Source organism: Streptomyces sp. bgisy159 (assembly GCF_965341775.1).
In the GTDB taxonomy this organism is placed as follows: Bacteria; Actinomycetota; Actinomycetes; order Streptomycetales; family Streptomycetaceae; genus Streptomyces.
Map to the genome: position 1 here is coordinate 56,998 of NZ_CBDQZH010000021.1, position 18,810 is coordinate 75,807.

Consider the following 18,810-nt stretch of genomic DNA (forward strand, 5'->3'; position numbering starts at 1 on the left):
CGTCCCCAAAGGTGAGCTTGCCCACACGGAGCGTGATGCGAGGCCCGCTCGACCCGTGAAATCCCTTGTAGCACGGCGGTGCGCGGGACTCCTCGGGGAAACCCTAGCCCCCCGATGTGGTCAAGGTCTCTGTGAGGGCGTGCTGCGGCCCACTCTGTTTCTTTGTGGAGTCCCTACGAACGGCCCAATGATTCTTTGCCCGCCGCAGGACTCTTGTCCCTGGGTTTACCCGTTAGTAGCGTTCGCGATGTCCCGAACGTACCGGGGGTGCTCGGACTACCGCTCGAAGAGCGATCGAAAGTGGGTGGGGACCGGATGCTGCGCAGGCCGGTGGCTTGGATCCTGGCGGTCGTCCTCCTCGCGGAGGCGTTCGGCATCGCGGCGGTCAACTGGATCCTGGGGGTCCTGGTGGACCGCCAGCACATGTCGCTGGCCGGCCTGGACCCCGATGTGATGGCCACCTCCTCGAAGGCCGGCGGGATCGTCTTCGGCCTGTACTTCGTGGTGTGCGCGGTGGTGGCCGCGGTGGTCGGCGCACGGGATCGCGCGCCGGCCGGCTTCGGGCGTGTCGTGCTCATCAGCGCGGCGGTCACCCACGGCCTGCTGGCCGCCTTCGCCTGGGGCCTGGTCGGCTGGCCGGCCTTCCTGTGCCTGGTGGCCGTGCTCGGGCTGATCGTGCTGCTGCTGATGACCTACGACGCCGACGGCGGGGACCCGGCCGGCACGGCGTCCTCGGACACCGTGCCCTCGGCAGGGGACGGCGGCGCCCCGGTCACGCCTCCGGCCGCGCCCACAACTCCGTGATGCCCACGCCCAGCTGCCCGAGCAGCCGGCGCACGAGCGGAAGACTGATGCCGATGACGTTGCCGTGGTCGCCGTCGATGCCGTCGATGAACGGCGCCGAGCGGCCGTCCAGGGTGAACGCGCCGGCGACGTGGAGAGGCTCGCCCGAGGCCACGTACGCGGCGATCTCGTCGTCGGTGGGCTCCCCGAAGTGGACCACCGTGGACGCCGTGGCCGAGGCGTAGCGCCCGCTCACGGTGTCGTACACGCAGTGGCCGGTCTGCAGGGTGCCGGCGCGGCCGCGCATCGCCTTCCAGCGGGCGGTCGCCTCCTCGGCGTCGGCGGGCTTGCCGAGGGCCTGGCCGTCCAGGTCGAGGACCGAGTCGCAGCCGATCACCAGCGCGCCCTTGATCTCCGGCTTGGCGGCCACCACGGAGGCCTTCGCCTCGGCGAGCGCGAGCGCCAGCTCGGCCGGGGACGGGGCGTGCACCGCGTCCTCGTCGACTCCGCTGACGATGACCTCCGGATCGAGCCCCGCCTGCCGGAGCAGACCGAGCCGGGCGGGGGAGGCGGAGGCGAGGACGAGGTGCCTGCGGCGCTGAGCGGTCATGCGATCAGGTTAGTCACCCGACGGTGCCGGGCTCACCTCAGGCCGGCGACGAGCATGGCCACGACCATGGCCAACGCGAGGAACGTGCCCAGCCTGCGCAGCATGTTCTGCATGTCGCGGAGCTCTTCGGGCGGTTCGTTCTCGGGGTCGGACCACAGCATGGGTCCAGGGTGCGGGGACCGGGCGGCCGGCGCCTGAGTACGTGTACTCAAAGTGCCGGTGCCCGCCGGCCGGTCGCGCCGTTCCCCGCGCCCCGGTATGCCGGGCTCAGCCCGGCCAGTAGGTGCGGGCCCACGTCCTCGGCCCCGGCTGCGGCAGCCGGTGTGCCGCGATGCGGGCCGGGTCGGACCAGGAGTCCCGTTCCGTGGGGGCGCCGGGCGGCACGGAGGCGGCCGCCGCGGCGCGGGCCCTGACCACCGCCAGGGCGGCGGCCAGCTCCTCGGGGGTCGGGTTGCCCCGTACGACCTTGATGGTCACAGCGGCTCCTTAGAGGGGGATGTTGCCGTGCTTCTTCGGAGGCAGGGATTCCCGCTTGGTGCGCAGCTGACGCAGGCCGCGCACGATGTGCCGGCGGGTGTCCGACGGCATCACCACGGCGTCGATGTAACCGCGCTCGGCCGCCGTGTACGGGTTGAGGAGGGCGTCCTCGTACTCCCGGATCAGGCGGGCGCGGGTGGCCTCGCCGTCTCCGGATTCCTCCGCTTCGGCGATGGTGCGGCGGTGCAGGATGTTGACGGCGCCCTGCGCGCCCATCACGGCGATCTGGGCGGTGGGCCAGGCGAGGTTGAGGTCGGCGCCCAGGTGCTTGGAGCCCATGACGTCGTAGGCGCCGCCGAAGGCCTTGCGGGTGATGAGCGTGATCAGTGGGACCGTGGCCTCGGCGTAGGCGTAGATCAGCTTGGCGCCGCGGCGGATGATGCCGTCGTGTTCCTGTCCGACGCCGGGCAGGAAGCCGGGGACGTCGACGAAGGTGATCACCGGGACGTTGAAGGCGTCGCAGGTCCGCACGAACCGCGCGGCCTTCTCGCTGGCGTGGATGTCCAGGCAGCCGGCGAACTGCAGGGGCTGGTTGGCGACGATGCCGACCGGGTGGCCCTCGACACGGCCGAAGCCGGTGAGGATGTTCGGCGCGAACAGCGGCTGCGTCTCGAAGAACTCGGCGTCGTCCAGGACGTGTTCGATCACCGTGTGCATGTCGTACGGCTGGTTCGCGCTGTCCGGCACCAGGGTGTCCAGCTCGCGGTCCTCGTCGGAGACGGCGAGGTCGGCCTCCTCGGGGAAGGCCGGCGGCTCCGAGAGGTTGTTCGACGGCAGGTAGCTCAGCAGCTGCTTGACGTACTCGATGGCGTCCTTCTCGTCGCCGGCCATGTGGTGGGCGACGCCGGAGTTGGTGTTGTGGGTGCGGGCGCCGCCCAGCTCCTCGAAGCCGACGTCCTCGCCGGTGACGGTCTTGATGACGTCCGGGCCGGTGATGAACATGTGCGAGGTCTGGTCGACCATGACCGTGAAGTCGGTGATGGCCGGCGAGTAGACCGCGCCGCCCGCGCACGGGCCGACGACCAGGCTGATCTGCGGGATCACGCCCGACGCGTGGGTGTTGCGGCGGAAGATCTCGCCGTACGCGCCGAGCGAGGCCACGCCCTCCTGGATGCGGGCGCCGCCGGAGTCGTTGATGCCGATGACCGGGCAGCCGGTCTTCAGGGCGAAGTCCATGACCTTGCAGATCTTCTGCCCGTACGTCTCGCCGAGGGCGCCGCCGAAGACGGTGAAGTCCTGGGAGAAGACCGCGACGGGGCGGCCGTCGACCGTGCCGTATCCGGTGACGACACCGTCGCCGTACGGACGGTTCTTCTCCAGGCCGAAGTTGGTGGAGCGGTGGCGGGCGAACTCGTCCAGCTCGACGAAGGAACCTTCGTCCAGCAGCAGGTCGATCCGCTCACGCGCCGTCAACTTGCCCTTGGCATGCTGCTTTTCCACGGCGCGGGCGGAGCCGGCGTGCGTCGCCTCCTCGATGCGGCGCTGGAGATCCGCGAGCTTCCCCGCGGTCGTGTGGATGTCGATCTCTTCCGGCTCGGACATCGGGATGCGGCTCCCTGCCTGCTCAAAAGGGGGGACGGTTACTCATCCGTAGAGTAGTGGCGGGTCAATGAGTCGGCGATGCGGCGTTTCCCACACCTAATCTGGCTTGCATGACGCCGCGAGATACAGCAGACACGAACAGCGACGGCCCGTGGTCCGACCTGGACCGGCCGCCCCTCAACGCCCCGGCGCTGCGCCGGGGACTGGTCCGGGAGGGCGGCCTGTGGACCGGCGTGGAACTGGTCCGCGCCACCGGCTCCACCAACAGCGACCTGGTCGGCCTCGCCGCCGCCGGGAAGGCCGCCGAGGGCACGGTCCTGGTCGCCGAGGAGCAGACGGCGGGCCGGGGGCGCCTGGACCGCCGGTGGACGGCCCCGCCGCGTTCGGGCCTGTTCTTCTCGGTACTGCTGCGTCCGGCGGAGGTGCCCGTCGACCGGTGGGGGTGGCTGCCCCTGCTGACCGGCGTGGCGGTGGCGACGGGGCTGTCCCGGGCGGCCGGCGTGGACACCGCGCTGAAGTGGCCGAACGACCTGCTGGTCACCGTCGGCGGCGAGGAGCGCAAGGCCGGCGGCATCCTCGCGGAGCGGGCCGGCGACGACGGTGTGGTCATCGGGGTGGGCGTCAACGTCTCCCTGCGCGCCGAGGAACTGCCCGTGCCGCAGGCCGGGTCGCTGGCGCTGGCCGGCGCGGTGAGCACGGACCGGGATCCGCTGCTGCGGGCGGTGCTGCGGTCGCTGGAGGAGTGGTACGGGCGCTGGCGCTCGGCGGAGGGCGACGCGGGCGTCTGCGGCCTTCAGGAGACCTACGTCGCCGGGTGCGCCACGCTGGGGCGCGTGGTGCGGGCCGAGCTGCCCGGGGACCGCTCCGTGGTCGGCGAGGCGGTGGCCGTGGACGGGGACGGACGCCTGGTGATCGTGAACGAGGCGGGGGTACGGGAGGCCGTCGGGGCCGGGGACATCGTGCACCTGCGGTCGGCGTGACGGGTCGCGCCCGGGGGTGCGGGGACCCGCGCGACCGGCCACCGGCGGCCCGCCCCCCCCGGAAACGGGCCGTGCTCCCCGCACTCCCCGCGCTCCCCGCACACCGCCCGCGACCACCGAGTAACCCCCGGTCAGCTCACTCCCCGGCCCCACCCGACGGAGTGAGCTGGCGCACACCTGCCGTAGAGTTGAGGCCGGTCGGTACCCGACCGCGGTAGATCGGAAGGGCAGCAGGCGTGACCGTCGACGACACGGGCTCCGGCGCGGACGCAAGCGGCCGAGTGGACCCCCACGTCACTGACACCGGCGAGGATCCGCTCGCCCTGCGCCTCGAACAGCTCATCCTGGGCGCCGAGCGCCGCTACACCCCGTTCCAGGCGGCCCGCAGCGCCGGTGTCTCCATGGAACTGGCCTCCCGCTTCTGGCGGGCCATGGGTTTCGCGGACATCGGCCAGGCGAAGGCCCTGACCGAGGCCGACGTGCTCGCGCTGCGCCGCCTGGCCGGTCTGGTCGAGGCGGGCCTGCTCAGCGAGGCGATGGCGGTGCAGGTGGCCCGGTCCACCGGCCAGACCACCGCCCGTCTGGCCGAATGGCAGATCGACTCTTTCCTGGAGGGGCTGACCGAGCCGCCCGAGCCCGGCATGACCCGCACCGAGGTGACGTATCCGATCGTCGAGCTGTTGCTGCCGGAGCTGGAGGAGTTCCTGGTCTACGTCTGGCGCCGCCAGCTCGCCGCCTCGGCCGGCCGGGTCGTGCAGACCGGCGACGACGAGGAGATGGTCGACCGCCGTCTGGCCGTCGGCTTCGCCGACCTCGTCGGGTTCACCAGGCTGACCCGGCGCATGGAGGAGGAGGAGCTCGGCGAGCTGGTCGAGGCGTTCGAGACCACCGCCGCCGACCTGGTGGCCGCACACGGCGGCCGGCTGATCAAGACCCTGGGCGACGAGGTGCTCTACGCGGCCGACGACGCGGGCATCGCCGCGGAGATCGGGCTGCGGCTCATCGAGACGATGGCCAACGACGAGACCATGCCGGAGCTGCGCGTCGGCATGGCGTTCGGCACGGTCACCACCCGGATGGGCGATGTCTTCGGCACCACGGTGAACCTCGCCTCCCGCCTCACCTCGATAGCCCCCCGCGACGCCGTGCTGGTCGACAGCGCCTTCGCCGAGGAGCTGACCCGCACCGGCGAGGCCCCCGCCTCCGAGGCGGAGGCGGCCGAGGCGGCGGCCGCCGCGGAGAAGGAGGGCGAGGACCCGCCGGCCTACCGCTTCGCGCTGCAGCCGATGTGGCAGCGCCCGGTGCGTGGCCTGGGTGTGGTCGAGCCCTGGCTGCTGAACCGCCGCGACGGCGACGCCGGCTGACTCCACCGCGCTCCGCGGGGTGCGCCGCCCGGCCGTTGCCGGGCCGCGCCGTGCGCCGGGGTCACGGCAGGTCGACGCACAGCCCGATGGCCGGCACGCACAGGCCGGGCATGCTCGGCTCCGGGGCGGGCGACGTCGTGCCGGTGCCGGTGCCGGTGCCGGTGCCCGAGCCGGGGGCGGAGGTGGAGGTGGCCGGAGCGGCGGTGTCCGCGCTCCCGCCGGACGCGTCGGGCGGACTCGTGGCGCCGGAGTCCGCCGAGCCGCGCGGGGCGCCGTCGTCCGGTGCCACCCCCGGGGCCTCCGACGCGACCGGCACCGATTCGCGTCCCGGCGTCCTCGGCGCCGACGGTGTCGCGGCGGCGCCCGCAGCGCCCGTCGGGGACGTGGCCGCGGGGCTGGGGGGCGCGTGCTTCGGCACGGCCGGGGCGGTCGCGGCGGTGTGGGTCGCGCGTTCGGTTCCGGTGGCCGCGCCCTGGTCCGGGTACGACGGGCCGGCCTCGGCGGTGCCGAGGCCGCCGACCCCCGAGTGCGGAGTCAGCCGTACGAGGCTCAGCACCCCGGCCGCCACGACGAGACCGCCGGCCGCGAGAAGCAGCTTGCGGGGCCGGGGGCGGCGGTGCCGGCCGCGCGGACCCCACAGCCGTGCGGCACCGGGGCCGGCGAGGGCCGGCTCCGCCGGGGTCCGGCCTCCGGTGCGGCCGGAAGTGTCCGGGTGGCGGTCGGTGCCGCTCACCGTGCTCGTCGCCGTGCTGGTCGGCGTGTTCGTCATCGTGTTGCCTCCCCGATGCGTTCGCGCCCCCGATACGCCGTGGCGGACGCACGTTATGCGCTCCCCCGGGCGAGGAGCCCGGAGTGCGCAGAAATGTTCACTCGAACGGGTAGTCGGGCGGCGTTCCGGGAACTTCCGGACCAATCGTCTGCTCTGCGGCCGGTGGGCCCGGCTCCTTCCCCCGGGCGGGGCCGGGCTGCGATGATCGGGCCCGTCGAAGTTGTTAACCCGCGTTAACCGGAGGGTGTCTTGAGCGAGGAGCGGTTCGGGGAGTTCGTCCTGGTGCGGCGGCACGGTGACGGGGACGTCGGACATGTGGCGGAGCTGGCCCTCGACCGGCCGAAGGCCATGAACGCCGTGTCGAGCGAGATGGCCCGGTCGATCGCGGCCGCCTGTGCCGCGCTGGGCGCGGACCGCGACGTCCGGGTCGTCGTGCTGACCTCCACCCACGAGCGGGCGTTCTGCGTGGGCGCCGACCTCAAGGAGCGGAACTCCTTCAGCGACGCGGAGCTGGTGCGGCAGCGGCCGGTGGCCCGTGCCGCGTATACCGGGGTGCTGGAGCTGCCGGTGCCGACGGTGGCGGCGGTGCACGGGTACGCGCTGGGCGGCGGTTTCGAGCTGGCGCTGTCCTGCGACGTGATCGTCGCTGACCCCACGGCCGTGGTGGGGCTCCCGGAGGTCTCGGTGGGCGTCATCCCGGGCGGCGGGGGTACGCAGCTGCTGCCCCGGCGGGTCGGGGCCGCGCGCGCCGCCGAGCTGATCTTCTCGGCGCGGCGGGTCGAGGCGGCGGAGGCCCGGGAGCTGGGGCTCGTCGACGTTCTGACCGGTGCGGGGCAGGACCGGGCGGAGGCGCTGGCGATGGCGGCACGGATGGCCGGGAACTCGCCGGTCGGACTGCGCGCCGCCAAGCGGGCCCTGCGCCTGGGCCAGGGGCTGGACCTGCGGGCCGGCCTGGAGGTCGAGGACGCGGCCTGGCGTTCCGTCGCGTTCTCCGGGGACCGCGCGGAGGGTGTCGCCGCCTTCAACGAGAAGCGGAAGCCTGTCTGGCCGGGAGAGTAGGTCCGCGAGCGCAGGTCCGGGGAGCGGGGCCGGAGGTGCGGGGCCGGAGGTGCGGGGCCGGAGGTGCGGGGCCGGAGGGGCGGGGCCGGAGGGGCAGGGTCGGGGGGCAGGGCCGGGTGGTGAGCGGGGCGGGGCGAGGCGGGGGGAGTGGGCCGGGGGAGCGGGTGATCCACCGCCCGGCCGGCCGTGTCGCCCCGCCGCCGAGGGCGCGCGAACGGCCGGACTCTCCCCCGTGCGCCACACCCACCGTCCCTTTTCGGCCTGAATATCCCTAGCCTGGATGAATGGGTGAGGACAGACGCCTCGCGGCCGTGGTCGCGCTGGCGCAAGGGATGGCGGCGGCGCACACCCCCCGGGAGTCCTGGCGCGCGGCGGCGCTCGGCGCCTGCCGTGCGCTGGCCGGGAGCTTCGCGGCGCTGTCCGTGTGGGAGCGCGACCTGGGCTGTCTGCGTGTTCTGGTCAACGTGGGCGACCGTGCCCCCGACGAGGCGGAGTTCCCGGAGAACGAGGCCTACCCCGTCCACCGCTTCCCGGAGATCACCGAGTTCCTGCACGAGCGCTGGGCGGCCGGCGGCGAGCCGAACGCCTGGGTGGAGACCGCCGACGGCCCGGATCCGGCCGCCGGGGACCCCGGGTTCTGCCACCAGCGGGTGGCGGCGCTGCGCCGCCGCAACCGGGGGTCGTGCGTGGTCGCCCCGGTCGTGCTGCACGGCCGGGCCTGGGGCGAGCTGTATGTCGCCCGCTCCACCGGCGCTCCCGTCTTCGACCGCGCCGACGCGGACTTCGCCACCGTCCTCGCCTCGGTCGTCGCCGCCGGCCTCGCGCAGACCGAGCGGCTGGAGGAGGCCCGCCGGCTGGCCTTCACCGACTCCCTCACCGGCCTGGCCAACCGCCGCGCGGTCGACTCCCGGCTGGACGAGGCGGTGGACCGGCACCGCCGGGAGGGCGCCGTGGTCAGCCTGGTCGTCTGCGACCTGAACGGGCTCAAGCGGGTCAACGACACCCTCGGGCACGCCGTCGGCGACCGGCTGCTGGAGCGCTTCGGGTCGGTGCTGTCGCTGTGCGGCGCGATGCTGCCCGGCGCGCTGGCCGCCCGCCTCGGCGGCGACGAGTTCTGCCTGCTGGCCGTCGGCCCGCCCGCCGACGACGTCGTGAAGGTGGCCGACGAGCTGTGCCGCCGCGCCGCCGAACTGGCCCTCGGCGAGGGGGTGGCCTGCGGGGTCGCGTCGACCGGCGACCCCGTCGGCCCCGTGGGCTCGGCCCGCCGGCTGTTCCGGCTCGCCGACGCCGCGCAGTACCGCGCCAAGGCCGAGCGTTCGGCCCGGCCGGTGGTGGCCGGGCGTGAGGGCCCCGAGGACCCGGTCGTACGCCTGGCGGACGCGGAGCCCTCCGAGGAGGACGGCGCGGTGGAGCGCCGGCGGTTCCGGGGGCGGCGGTAAGGGGCGCTCCAGTACCCCACTAGTGACATCTTGGAATTCACTGCGTACGCTCCTGAATATGGATATGCACACTGTGGTGGACGGCGACGGCGCGAAGCGCGGCCCTGACAAGGTGGTGCTGGGTGACGGGCGGGCGTACGGGGTCACCGCCGCCGACGTCCTCGCCGTGGCGCGCGGCGGCGCCCGGGTCGAGCTCTCCGCCGAGGCCGTGGCCGCCCTCGCCGCGGCCCGCGAGATCGTCGACGCCCTGGCGGCCAAGCCCGATCCCGTCTACGGCGTCTCCACCGGTTTCGGCGCCCTCGCCACCCGGCACATCAGCCAGGAACTCCGCACCCAGCTGCAGCGCAACATCGTCCGCTCGCACGCCGCCGGCATGGGCCCGCGCGTCGAGCGCGAGGTCGTACGGGCCCTGATGTTCCTGCGCCTGAAGACCGTCTGCTCGGGGCACACCGGTGTCCGTCCCGAGGTGGCGCGGACCATGGCCGACATCCTCAACGCCGGGATCACCCCCGTCGTCCACGAGTACGGCTCGCTCGGCTGCTCCGGTGACCTCGCGCCGCTGTCCCACTGCGCGCTGACGCTGATGGGCGAGGGCGAGGCCGAGGGCCCCGACGGCGTCGTACGGCCCGCCGCCGAACTGCTCGCCGAGCACGGCATCGCCCCCGTGGAACTGCGTGAGAAGGAGGGCCTCGCCCTCCTCAACGGCACCGACGGCATGCTCGGCATGCTGGTCATGGCCCTCGCCGACCTGGACACCCTCTACAAGTCCGCCGACATCACCGCCGCCCTGTCGCTGGAGGCGCTGCTCGGCACGGACAAGGTCCTCGCGCCCGAGCTGCACGCCATCCGCCCCCACCCCGGGCAGGGCGACGCCGCCGCCAACATGCTCGCCGTGCTGAAGGGCTCCGGTCTCACCGGGCACCACCAGGACGACGCCCCCCGCGTCCAGGACGCCTACTCGGTGCGCTGTGCCCCGCAGGTCGCCGGCGCGGGCCGGGACACCATGGCCCACGCGAGGCTCGTCGCCGAGCGCGAGCTGGCCGCGGCCGTCGACAACCCCGTCGTGCTGCCCGGGGACGGCTCCGACGGCTTCGCCGGGGGAGGGCGCGTGGAGTCCAACGGCAACTTCCACGGCGCCCCGGTCGCCTACGTCCTCGACTTCCTCGCCATCGCCGCCGCAGACCTGGCCTCCATCGCCGAGCGCCGCACCGACCGGCTGCTCGACAAGAACCGCAGCCACGGACTCCCGCCGTTCCTCGCGGACGACGCCGGCGTGGACTCGGGGCTGATGATCGCCCAGTACACGCAGGCGGCGCTGGTCAGCGAGTTGAAGAGGCTCGCCGTCCCCGCCTCCGCGGACTCGATCCCGTCCTCCGCCATGCAGGAGGACCACGTCTCCATGGGCTGGTCGGCCGCGCGCAAGCTGCGCACCGCCGTCGACAACCTCACCCGGGTGATCGCCGTCGAGCTGTACGCCGCCACCCGCGCCGTCGAGCTGCGGGAGGGGCTGACCCCGGCCCCGGCCACCCGCGCGGTCATCGACGCGGCCCGCGAGGCCGGCGTCGGGGGCCCCGGCCCGGACCGCTTCCTCGCCCCCGACCTGGCGGCGGCCGACGCCTTCGTGCGCGACGGCCGGCTGGTCGCCGCCGCCGAGACGGTCACCGGCCCGCTGCGCTGACCGGCGCCGCGACGCCGAGGAGCCCCGCCGTGGTCCACACGGCGGGGCTCCTCGGGTCAGCGGGTCACTTCAGCCTGGCGAGCTGCGCCTGCACCACCGCGGCCGGGACCTCGGCGGCCTTGCCGCCGGTCAGCGCGGTGAAGTCCGCCGTGTAGAAGGTGGCGATGGTGTTGCCCTTGCGCACCACCTGGGTGTGGAAGGTGGCGGTGCCGTCACCGTCCATGTCGACGTCCTCGGCGAACCCCACCGACTCGTCGCCGCCGGCGGCGCCCTCGATCTCGGCGACCTTGGTGACCTTCGAGTTCTCCCCGTCGGCGGTGACGCCGTACCCGCCGGAGCAGGCCTTGACGCCGTCCGACACCGCCTTCATGGCCTTCTCGGCGCCGTCGCCCTCGTAGGACGACAGGCCGACGAAGGTGATGTTGATCTTGAAGGCGTTCTCGATGTCCGCTTCGCTGACGTCCTCCAGGGACGTCGGCGCGCCGGAGGGCTTCTTGTCCTCCGTCAGGGAGTTGCTCGCGTTCGCGCCGGTGTCGCCCGGCGCGAGGCCGCCGGTGGCCCAGGCGAGCGGGTCGCAGGCGGGCTTGTCGGTCTTCACGTCCTTCTTGGACTTCGGCAGCAGGTCGTCACCCGAGTCGACCTTGTACCCGCTGACCGCGCCCTGCGCGAGCAGGAGCTTCTCCAGCTCCGCCGACGTCAGCGCCTTCGCCGCCGGTGCCGAGGAGGAGGCGGAACTCCCGGTGTCCTTGGCGCCGTCCTCGGCGTCGTCGGACGATCCGCCCGAGCATCCCGTGATGAGCGCGAGCGACAGCGCGCCCACAGCGGCCGTGGCGCACAGCCGCGCCCCCGTTGATCTGTTCATGCGATGACTATGAAGATTCCGTCAAGGGGGCGTCAAGTCAGTTCAAAAACCCAGGCGTTCCCGGCGAACGGAATACACCACGAATCCCGCCCCCAGGGCGAGCAGAGTCGTCCCGCCCACCACGTACGGGGTGGTGTCGAAGCTTCCGGTGTCGGCGAGGAGGGTGCCGTCACCGGCCCCGCCGCTCTCCCGGACGCCGGTGGAGGTGGGGCGCGCCTGGGTGGTGACCAGGCTCGTGACCTGCGTGTTCGTGGCGGAGGTGGGGGTGGTGGCGTCCTGGGTCGCGTTGGCCGAGGGGACGAACCACAGGGCGCACAGCAGCGTCCCCGCGGCGGTGGCGGTCAGCAGTGGACGGCGAGCGGATGACACGGAAGATCGATCCCCTTGTGGCGCTGGCGAATTGGCCGTGTCCGCAGATGTTAGTGAAAGTCGCGGGTCACGGGAAAGTCACGGGGGCGAAGAGCTTTACGCTCCCGGCATGAGCACTGAAGAGACATCGCGTTTTGTGCGGCTTCGGGTGGAACTGGTCCTCGAAGTCGAGGACGCGAACGCCCTCACCGAGGCCGCCCTGCGGCGCATCGCCGAGGACGCCGAGGAGACCGGTGACTCCGGTGACATCCGGAACGCGGGGACGGCGGACGACGAGCGCGGGCAGGCCGAGAGCACTGTGACGGAGGACACCGCCGAGGCGCTGGCGTATCTCGTCGATCCCTTCGACCTGGTCAGCGAGGTCCCGGGGGTGGAACTCCAGCAGGCGTCCTGGTCGAGCGAGCGGATCGAGTACGACCCGGATTCGCCGGACTGGGATCTCGACGAGGATGATGTCGACGAAGACGACACCGAGGGCGGCACCGGTTGACCGGTCGTGGTCAATTCGTGACCCCGGACGGCAACCGCCGTCCGGGGTCACGTCGTCTCATACGACGCAACCACCGACCACCGCACCCGCCGCCCCCGTGACGGACGTGGTGTGCCCCACACATGCGCGCTATGTGGAACGGGAGAAACCGGTCGTAGCGTTGAAGACCTTGACGGGGACTCTCGGGGTATCGGGAATCGGCAGTGATGGAGAAGCGTGTGATTGCGAACAGTAAGCGGCGCAAGGGTCTGATGGCCGCGTCCGCACTGCTCGGCGGTGTGCTGGTGCTCTCCGCTTGTTCCGGCGGCGACGACAACGCCTCGGGCAGCGGTGGCAACGACACCTCGCAGGCCAAGGTCGACGAGGCGGCGGCCGAGAAGACCTCCGAGGCGCAGATCAAGATCACGCCCGCGGACGGCTCCAACAACGCCTCCATCAACAACTCCGCCTCGGTCACGGTGGCCAAGGGCACGCTCACCCAGGTCACCATGACCACCGCGGACGGCACCGCCGTCGCCGGCGAGATGTCCGCCGACAAGACCAGCTGGAAGCCCAGTGTCCAGCTGGAGCGCTCGACCACCTACAAGCTGGCCGCCACCGCGAAGGACGCCGACGGCCGCGAGGCCCACGAGAACGCCTCCTTCACCACGGTGTCCCCGGCCAACAGCTTCATAGGCAACTTCACCCCCGAGGCCGGCTCCACGGTCGGCGTCGGCATGCCGGTGTCGATCAGCTTCAACAAGTCGATCACCAACAAGGCCGCCGTCCAGAAGGGCATCACGGTCACCAGCAGCAGCGGCCAGGAGGTCGCCTGCCACTGGTTCAACAGCACCCGCATGGACTGCCGCCCGGAGAAGTACTGGCAGGAGAACTCCACCGTCACCCTGAAGCTGACGCTCGACGGCGTCGAGGGCGCCGACGGGGTCTACGGCGTCCAGCAGAAGACGGTCACCTTCAACGTCGGCCGCAACCAGATCAGCTACGTCGACGCGAAGACCAAGCAGATGAAGGTCACGCAGGACGGCAAGGTCGTCAAGACCATCCCGATCTCGGCCGGTTCGCCCGACAACAAGACCTACGAAGGCATCATGGTGATGTCGCAGAAGTTCAAGGAGACGCGCATGAACGGCGCGACCGTGGGCTTCACCGACGACGACGGCAAGGGCGAGTACGACATCAAGGACGTGCCGCACGCCATCCGCCTCACCACCTCCGGCACCTTCATCCACGGCAACTACTGGGGCGCCAAGTCCGTCTTCGGCAACGTCAACACCAGCCACGGCTGTGTGGGCCTGTCCGACACCAAGGGCGCCAACGACAAGGGCACCCCGGGCTACTGGTTCTTCACCAACTCCATGGTCGGCGACGTGGTGGTCGTGGCCAACACCGGCGACAAGACCGTCGCCCCCGACAACGGCCTGAACGGCTGGAACATGGACTGGGCCACCTGGAAGGCGGGCTCGGCCCTCTGACGGCCACCACCGCACACCCACCGGTCGATGCCGCCCCTCGGGGCGGCATCGTCATGTCGGGCCGAGCCCCGCCCCCGCCGGACCGGGCCTCAGGCGGACGGTGTCCGGCTGCCCGCCCGCGTCGCGTCGGTGCCCCAGCTCGCCAGGAGCCGCAGCGCCTCCGCCGAGGGCGTGCCCGGCTCCGCGTGGTAGACGATCATCGACCGCTCCCCGTCGTCGGCGAGCCGGAGACCCTCGAAGTGCAGGGTCAGCTCGCCGACCAGGGGATGGCGCAGCCGCTTCGTCCCGTGGGTCTGCTCCTTGACGTCATGCGTCGCCCAGAGCCGGCGGAACTCCTCGCTCTTCACGGACAGTTCGCCGATCAGCGCGGCCAGCCGCGGGTCGTCCGGGCAGTAGCCGGCGTTCATCCGCAGCAGGCACACGATGTCGATCGCCTTCTGCTCCCACTCGACGAACAGCTCGCGGTACTCGGGCCGCAGGAACACCAGCCGCGCCCAGTTCCGCTCGGCGGCCGGCAGCTCGCCCCAGTCACCGAAGAGCGCCGCCGCCATCCGGTTCCACGCGAGGATGTCCCCGCGCGGCCCGATGATGTACGCCGGCACCGAGTCCATCGTGTCCAGCAGGTGCCGCAACGACACCCGGAGCTGGGGGCCGCGCGCCGCCGCCCGCTTCTTGTGCTGCTTCGGCTTCGCCAGATGCGTGAGGTGGGCGTGCTCGGCGTCGGTCAGCCGCAGCGCCCGGGCGATGGCGTCCAGCACCTCCGCCGACACGTTGCGCCCGTTGCCCTGCTCCAGCCGCGTGTAGTACGCCACCGACACCCCGGCCAGCTGCGCCAGCTCCTCGCGCCGCAGCCCCGGCACCCGGCGGTGCCGCCCGAACACCGGCAGCCCCACGTCCTCCGGCTTCAGCCGGGCCCGCCGGGTGCGCAGGAACTCGCTCAGCTCCGCGCGCCGGTCCAGCGCCCGTCCGGCCCCTGCGGCAGGCCCCTGTACGTCCTCGGGCTGTTCGTCCATACGTCGAGTATTCCTGGTCGTACGCGCACGATCCTGTCCCCGCCGGTGGTAGGCACCGCAGACGTACGAACGACGGAGGCCTGGGTGGGCGCCGGCCGGACCGGCAGTCTGGACACCGCGCCCGGCCGGAAGGCAGGCCGGGGCTCCCGAAGTGCTAGGAGACACCCGGCATGACCACTGTGCCCGCATACGCCGCACCCGCCGCCAAGGCCCCGCTGGAGCGCACCACCATCGAGCGCCGTGCCGTCGGCGAGCACGACGTCCTCATCGAGATCAAGTTCGCCGGAATCTGCCACTCCGACATCCACCAGGTCCGCGAGGGCTGGGGACAGGCGATCTTCCCGATGGTGCCCGGTCACGAGATCGCGGGCATCGTGACCGAGGCCGGCCCCGGCGTCACCCGGTACGCGGTCGGCGACCGGGTCGGCGTCGGCTGCTTCGTCGACTCCTGCCGCGCGTGCGAGTACTGCGAGCAGGGCCTGGAGCAGTACTGCCTCAAGGGCGGCACCGCCACCTACAACGGCCTCGACAAGAACGGCGAGCCGACCTACGGCGGCTACTCCACGCACCTCGTCGTCGACGAGAACTACGCCGTCCGCATCCCCGACGGCCTCTCGCTGGACGAGGCCGCGCCGCTGCTGTGCGCCGGCATCACCACGTACTCCCCGCTGCGCCACTGGAACGCGGGCCCCGGCAAGAAGGTCGCCGTGGTCGGCATGGGCGGCCTCGGCCACATGGGCGTCAAGATCGCGCACGCACTGGGCGCGGAGGTCACCGTCCTGTCCCAGTCGCTGCGCAAGAAGGACGACGGCCTGAAGCTGGGCGCCGACCACTACTACGCCACCAACGCCCCCGCGACCTTCCAGGACCTGGCCGGCACCTTCGACCTCATCCTCTCCACGGTCTCCGCCCCGCTCGACTTCGGCGCCTACCTCTCGCTGCTGAAGACGGACGGCGCCCTGGTGAACGTCGGCGCCCCCGAGGAGCCCGTCTCCCTCAACCTGTTCTCCCTCATCGGCGGCCGCAAGACCCTCGCCGGCTCCATGATCGGCAGCATCGCCGAGACCCAGGAGATGCTCGACTTCTGCGCCACGCACGGCTTCGGCGCCGAGATCGAGGTGATCCGCGCCGACCAGATCAACGAGGCGTACGAGCGCGTGCTGAACAGCGACGTGCGCTACCGCTTCGTGATCGACACGTCGACGATCTGACCGTCCGGCCACCGCGGCGCCCGCCCAGCCGGTTCCCGGAAGCACTCGGGAAGCGCTCCGGAAGCACGCGGTGGCTGTCCGCGGAAGCGGCCCCGGATCTTTGCTGGGGGAGTGACCGGATCAGCTCGCGCCGAGCGGCGGGGGCGTCAGCCCCTGCTCGTCCACGCCGCGCAGGAACGCCTCGACGACCGTGAGTTCGGTCCGTGCGAGCTCGTCGTCGCGCAGCACGATCCGCAGCTCGGGGGAGACGGCGGGGTCCTGGCGCAGACTCCGGGCGAAGGTCTCCACGACCAGCAGCAGCAACTGCGTGTGGTCGAGCTCGACGATCCGGGCCAGGCCCGCGCCGATCAACGGCACCGCCACCGGCTTGAACATGCCGTGCAGGGCGACCGACGGCCACAGGCGCTCCAGGCTCAGCCGCAGGTCCGCCGGCGCGGAACGGGCCCGCAGGTCGTTGCCGAGCCGGGAGTAGGCGAGGGCGAAGACGCGGCGGCCGCCGACCGGCACCGCCACCGACGTGCCGATCGGGTAGCGGGTGCGCCGGCCGCGCGGCTTCGCCCGGGGGCTCTCCGTGGCCAGCGGTGCGACACCCTTCAGCCCGCGGCGCACCCGCTCGTCGAGAAGCCGGTGCCGCCCCTCGAAGAGTCGGTCGACCAGCTGGCCCTGCACGCTCTCCCGGCTGATCACCACGTCGTCGGCGAACGTGTCGAAGGTGTCCGAGAACCCCACCACCAGGTTGGCGTCCTCGTGGTCGAACAGGTCGCCGCGCACCACGACCACGTCCACCCGCAGACCGCGCAGGGTGTGCCGGAGCAACTCGTCCCCGTGCCGCTCGCGCAGCCGGGCGCCGAGCCGGGCCAGGGTGGCGGCCGCCTCGGCGTCCTCCGGCCGCTCCCGCACCGCCTGCTCGGCCACCGGGAGCGCGAGGTCGTAGCGGCCCAGCACGGTGTGCGCGGCGATCAGCTCGCGCAGCGCCGTCTCGCGCAGCCGGGTCAGCCGCCGTACCGCACCGCTCGCGAAGTCCTCGTCCTGCGCCTCGGCCAGCGGCCGGCCGCGCCAGAGCCGCTCCGCGCCGGTGAGCAGCCGGACGGCCGAGGCCGGGGCCGCGTGCAGCGCGTCGCTCACCAGCCGGGTGAACTCGGCGCTGTCCAGCTCCTCCACGGCCAGGTCGAGCCGGTAGGTGCTCTCGGCCCCGCGCGCGGTCGGCAACTGCCCCGTGCGCACGATCCGGGCCCCGCATCCCGGCCCGGCCAGGTCGAAGGCGCGCCGCAGCTCCAGAACGCGTTTCTGCACCTCGTTGCGGCCGCGCAGCTCCTGACGCGGCACGTCCACGGTGTGCCCCCAGACGTCCCGGTACAGCCGGCGGGCCGTCACGGCCTCGCCCTCGGCGGCCACCAGCCGGACCAGCAGGCGCGCCGTCAGCGGGGTCAGCCGTACCGGCACGCCGTTCACGTCGAGCCGGACCGGGCCCAGGACGCTCACGCGTACACCTGGTGCGTGAGTCTGCACGCGCCCCGCCCCCTTTGCCGCGTGACACACCCTCAGCAGTGTCGTCAGCGTACCAAGGTGCCCTGGAGGCAATCATGCGATGGACCGGACCGCTTCCCGCGATCCGTCTCGCGCGGCCACGGCCGCGGCTGCCCGGATCGCGGCGCGGACGGCGGGCCTTCGCGGCCCAGGCGCTGGTCGCGTTCGGCGGTGTCTCGGCCGTCCTGCAGTTCGTCGGCCTGTTGTTCCCGGAGGCCGTCTCACGCCCCGCTCCGGTGCTGGCCGGCTCCCTGGCCCTCTGCCTGGCCTGGGGGCTGGCCCGCACCCGGCCGCAGGCCGCCGTACGGCAGGACTTCGCACGGCCCGGTATGACGGTGGTGGTCGAGGAGGGCGACCTCTTCGACCAGCCCGGCCATCTCGTGGTGGGTTTCACCGACACCTTCGACACCGTCGTCGGCGACGGCTCCGTCATCAACGACGCCAGCGTCCAGGGCCAGTTGCTCGCCCGCCGCTACGCCGGCGACGTCCGGCGGCTGGACGCGGAACTGACCGCCGCCCTGCGCGGCGTGGCTCCGCGGGTGTCGGAGAGCGCGCGGGACAAGCCGCGCGGCAAGCGCGAACGGTACCCGCTCGGCACCGTCGCCGTCCTCGGGACCCGGCCGCGGCTGGTGTTCGCCGTCGCCTACAGCCGGATGGGCAACGACTGCGTCGCCTCCTCCGGGGTGCAGGACCTGTGGATCGGCCTGGAGCGGCTGTGGGACGCCGTGCGCCGGCACGGCCAGCTGGAACGGGTCACCATGCCGCTGACCGGCGCCGGGCTCGCCCGCCTGCACGACCTCGACGAGAACAGTCTGCTGCGGCTGATCCTGCTGTCGTTCGTCGTCCACTCCTGGGAACGGGTGGTCTGCCGCGAGCTGCGCGTGGTCGTACGGCCCGGCGAGCTGGGACGGATCGACCTCCCGGAGGCGGGCGCGTTCCTGTCCGGCCTGGCGGCGGGCGCCCGGCGCCACGTCTGACGCCGGGAGGTGCGGCGCCGCGTGACGGTACCCGGCGTCCGACCCCCCGGGGGACGCCGTCCGGTACGCGCCACGCGGCGCCGAGCGGCACGGGCCCGTCCCCCGGGCCTGAGCGGCCACCGGGCCCG

General features: G+C 72.8%; 19 protein-coding genes. 10 read left to right on the plus strand and 9 right to left on the minus strand.

Features of this window, described 5'->3' with window-relative positions:
* The first annotated feature begins 315 nt into the window (after positions 1 to 315).
* Positions 316 to 804 carry a hypothetical protein gene (locus ACSLTV_RS20930; protein WP_432134681.1) on the plus strand — a complete coding sequence of 163 codons (489 nt, stop codon included), beginning with the start codon at positions 316 to 318 and terminating at the stop codon, positions 802 to 804.
* Here ACSLTV_RS20930 and ACSLTV_RS20935 read toward each other — a convergent pair.
* The 4 genes from ACSLTV_RS20935 to ACSLTV_RS20950 form a co-directional block, all read right to left on the minus strand.
* Positions 773 to 1,393 carry a Maf family protein gene (locus tag ACSLTV_RS20935; RefSeq protein ID WP_432157049.1) on the minus strand — a complete coding sequence of 207 codons (621 nt, stop codon included), beginning with the start codon at positions 1,391 to 1,393 and terminating at the stop codon, positions 773 to 775. The genes ACSLTV_RS20930 and ACSLTV_RS20935 overlap by 32 nt on opposite strands.
* A 32-nt stretch (positions 1,394 to 1,425) precedes the next feature.
* The gene (gene mmpB, locus ACSLTV_RS20940; protein WP_432134683.1) at positions 1,426 to 1,554 is read right to left on the minus strand and encodes a morphogenic membrane protein MmpB; all 129 of its coding nucleotides are present in this window, start codon (positions 1,552 to 1,554) and stop codon (positions 1,426 to 1,428) included.
* A gap of 106 nt (positions 1,555 to 1,660) precedes the next feature.
* Positions 1,661 to 1,870: an acyl-CoA carboxylase epsilon subunit gene (locus ACSLTV_RS20945; RefSeq protein ID WP_432134684.1), complete on the minus strand. Its 210-nt coding sequence runs from the start codon at positions 1,868 to 1,870 to the stop codon at positions 1,661 to 1,663.
* A gap of 9 nt (positions 1,871 to 1,879) precedes the next feature.
* On the minus strand, positions 1,880 to 3,472 hold the full coding sequence (locus ACSLTV_RS20950; protein WP_432134685.1) for an acyl-CoA carboxylase subunit beta: 1,593 nt from the start codon (positions 3,470 to 3,472) through the stop codon (positions 1,880 to 1,882).
* A 110-nt stretch (positions 3,473 to 3,582) separates the two neighbouring features.
* Here ACSLTV_RS20950 and ACSLTV_RS20955 point away from each other — a divergent pair, with 110 nt between their 5' ends.
* Both ACSLTV_RS20955 and ACSLTV_RS20960 read left to right on the plus strand, forming a co-directional pair.
* The gene (locus tag ACSLTV_RS20955; protein ID WP_432157050.1) at positions 3,583 to 4,452 is read left to right on the plus strand and encodes a biotin--[acetyl-CoA-carboxylase] ligase; all 870 of its coding nucleotides are present in this window, start codon (positions 3,583 to 3,585) and stop codon (positions 4,450 to 4,452) included.
* A gap of 236 nt (positions 4,453 to 4,688) precedes the next feature.
* Complete coding sequence (locus ACSLTV_RS20960; protein ID WP_432134687.1) at positions 4,689 to 5,816, plus strand: adenylate/guanylate cyclase domain-containing protein; 1,128 nt, start codon at positions 4,689 to 4,691, stop codon at positions 5,814 to 5,816.
* A gap of 61 nt (positions 5,817 to 5,877) precedes the next feature.
* Here ACSLTV_RS20960 and ACSLTV_RS20965 read toward each other — a convergent pair whose 3' ends face one another.
* Positions 5,878 to 6,585 (minus strand): hypothetical protein, encoded by a 708-nt coding sequence (locus ACSLTV_RS20965; RefSeq protein ID WP_435612633.1) that lies wholly within the window; start codon positions 6,583 to 6,585, stop codon positions 5,878 to 5,880.
* A 249-nt stretch (positions 6,586 to 6,834) separates the two neighbouring features.
* Between ACSLTV_RS20965 and ACSLTV_RS20970 the strand changes: the two genes are divergently transcribed.
* From ACSLTV_RS20970 to hutH, 3 genes are all read left to right on the plus strand, one after another.
* Positions 6,835 to 7,644 (plus strand): enoyl-CoA hydratase/isomerase family protein, encoded by an 810-nt coding sequence (locus ACSLTV_RS20970; RefSeq protein ID WP_432134689.1) that lies wholly within the window; start codon positions 6,835 to 6,837, stop codon positions 7,642 to 7,644.
* A 284-nt stretch (positions 7,645 to 7,928) separates the two neighbouring features.
* A complete protein-coding gene (locus tag ACSLTV_RS20975; RefSeq protein WP_432134690.1) occupies positions 7,929 to 9,083 on the plus strand; it encodes a diguanylate cyclase domain-containing protein in 1,155 nt (384 codons plus the stop codon).
* A 64-nt stretch (positions 9,084 to 9,147) separates the two neighbouring features.
* On the plus strand, positions 9,148 to 10,761 hold the full coding sequence (gene hutH / locus ACSLTV_RS20980) for a histidine ammonia-lyase (RefSeq protein ID WP_432134844.1): 1,614 nt from the start codon (positions 9,148 to 9,150) through the stop codon (positions 10,759 to 10,761).
* A gap of 64 nt (positions 10,762 to 10,825) precedes the next feature.
* Here hutH and ACSLTV_RS20985 read toward each other — a convergent pair whose 3' ends face one another.
* Together ACSLTV_RS20985 and ACSLTV_RS20990 are read right to left on the minus strand one after the other, a co-directional pair.
* Entirely contained in the window at positions 10,826 to 11,623 is a 798-nt protein-coding gene (locus ACSLTV_RS20985) for a hypothetical protein (protein ID WP_432157052.1), read from the minus strand.
* 42 nt (positions 11,624 to 11,665) lie between these two features.
* Positions 11,666 to 11,992 carry an LPXTG cell wall anchor domain-containing protein gene (locus ACSLTV_RS20990; RefSeq protein ID WP_432157053.1) on the minus strand — a complete coding sequence of 109 codons (327 nt, stop codon included), beginning with the start codon at positions 11,990 to 11,992 and terminating at the stop codon, positions 11,666 to 11,668.
* A gap of 109 nt (positions 11,993 to 12,101) precedes the next feature.
* Here ACSLTV_RS20990 and ACSLTV_RS20995 point away from each other — a divergent pair, with 109 nt between their 5' ends.
* Both ACSLTV_RS20995 and ACSLTV_RS21000 read left to right on the plus strand, forming a co-directional pair.
* Entirely contained in the window at positions 12,102 to 12,482 is a 381-nt protein-coding gene (locus ACSLTV_RS20995) for a hypothetical protein (protein ID WP_435612634.1), read from the plus strand.
* A 206-nt stretch (positions 12,483 to 12,688) separates the two neighbouring features.
* Complete coding sequence (locus tag ACSLTV_RS21000; RefSeq protein ID WP_435612635.1) at positions 12,689 to 13,954, plus strand: L,D-transpeptidase; 1,266 nt, start codon at positions 12,689 to 12,691, stop codon at positions 13,952 to 13,954.
* Between the two features lie 89 nt (positions 13,955 to 14,043).
* Here ACSLTV_RS21000 and ACSLTV_RS21005 read toward each other — a convergent pair whose 3' ends face one another.
* Positions 14,044 to 14,967 (minus strand): helix-turn-helix domain-containing protein, encoded by a 924-nt coding sequence (locus ACSLTV_RS21005; protein WP_432134695.1) that lies wholly within the window; start codon positions 14,965 to 14,967, stop codon positions 14,044 to 14,046.
* Positions 14,968 to 15,137: 170 nt separating this feature from the next.
* Here ACSLTV_RS21005 and ACSLTV_RS21010 point away from each other — a divergent pair, with 170 nt between their 5' ends.
* Positions 15,138 to 16,178 carry an NAD(P)-dependent alcohol dehydrogenase gene (locus tag ACSLTV_RS21010; RefSeq protein ID WP_435612636.1) on the plus strand — a complete coding sequence of 347 codons (1,041 nt, stop codon included), beginning with the start codon at positions 15,138 to 15,140 and terminating at the stop codon, positions 16,176 to 16,178.
* A 120-nt stretch (positions 16,179 to 16,298) separates the two neighbouring features.
* Here ACSLTV_RS21010 and ACSLTV_RS21015 read toward each other — a convergent pair whose 3' ends face one another.
* Entirely contained in the window at positions 16,299 to 17,660 is a 1,362-nt protein-coding gene (locus tag ACSLTV_RS21015) for a macro domain-containing protein (RefSeq protein WP_432134697.1), read from the minus strand.
* Positions 17,661 to 17,761: 101 nt separating this feature from the next.
* On the opposite strand from ACSLTV_RS21015, the gene ACSLTV_RS21020 reads away from it, so the two are divergent.
* The gene (locus ACSLTV_RS21020) at positions 17,762 to 18,682 is read left to right on the plus strand and encodes a macro domain-containing protein (RefSeq protein WP_435612637.1); all 921 of its coding nucleotides are present in this window, start codon (positions 17,762 to 17,764) and stop codon (positions 18,680 to 18,682) included.
* Positions 18,683 to 18,810 lie beyond the last annotated feature (128 nt).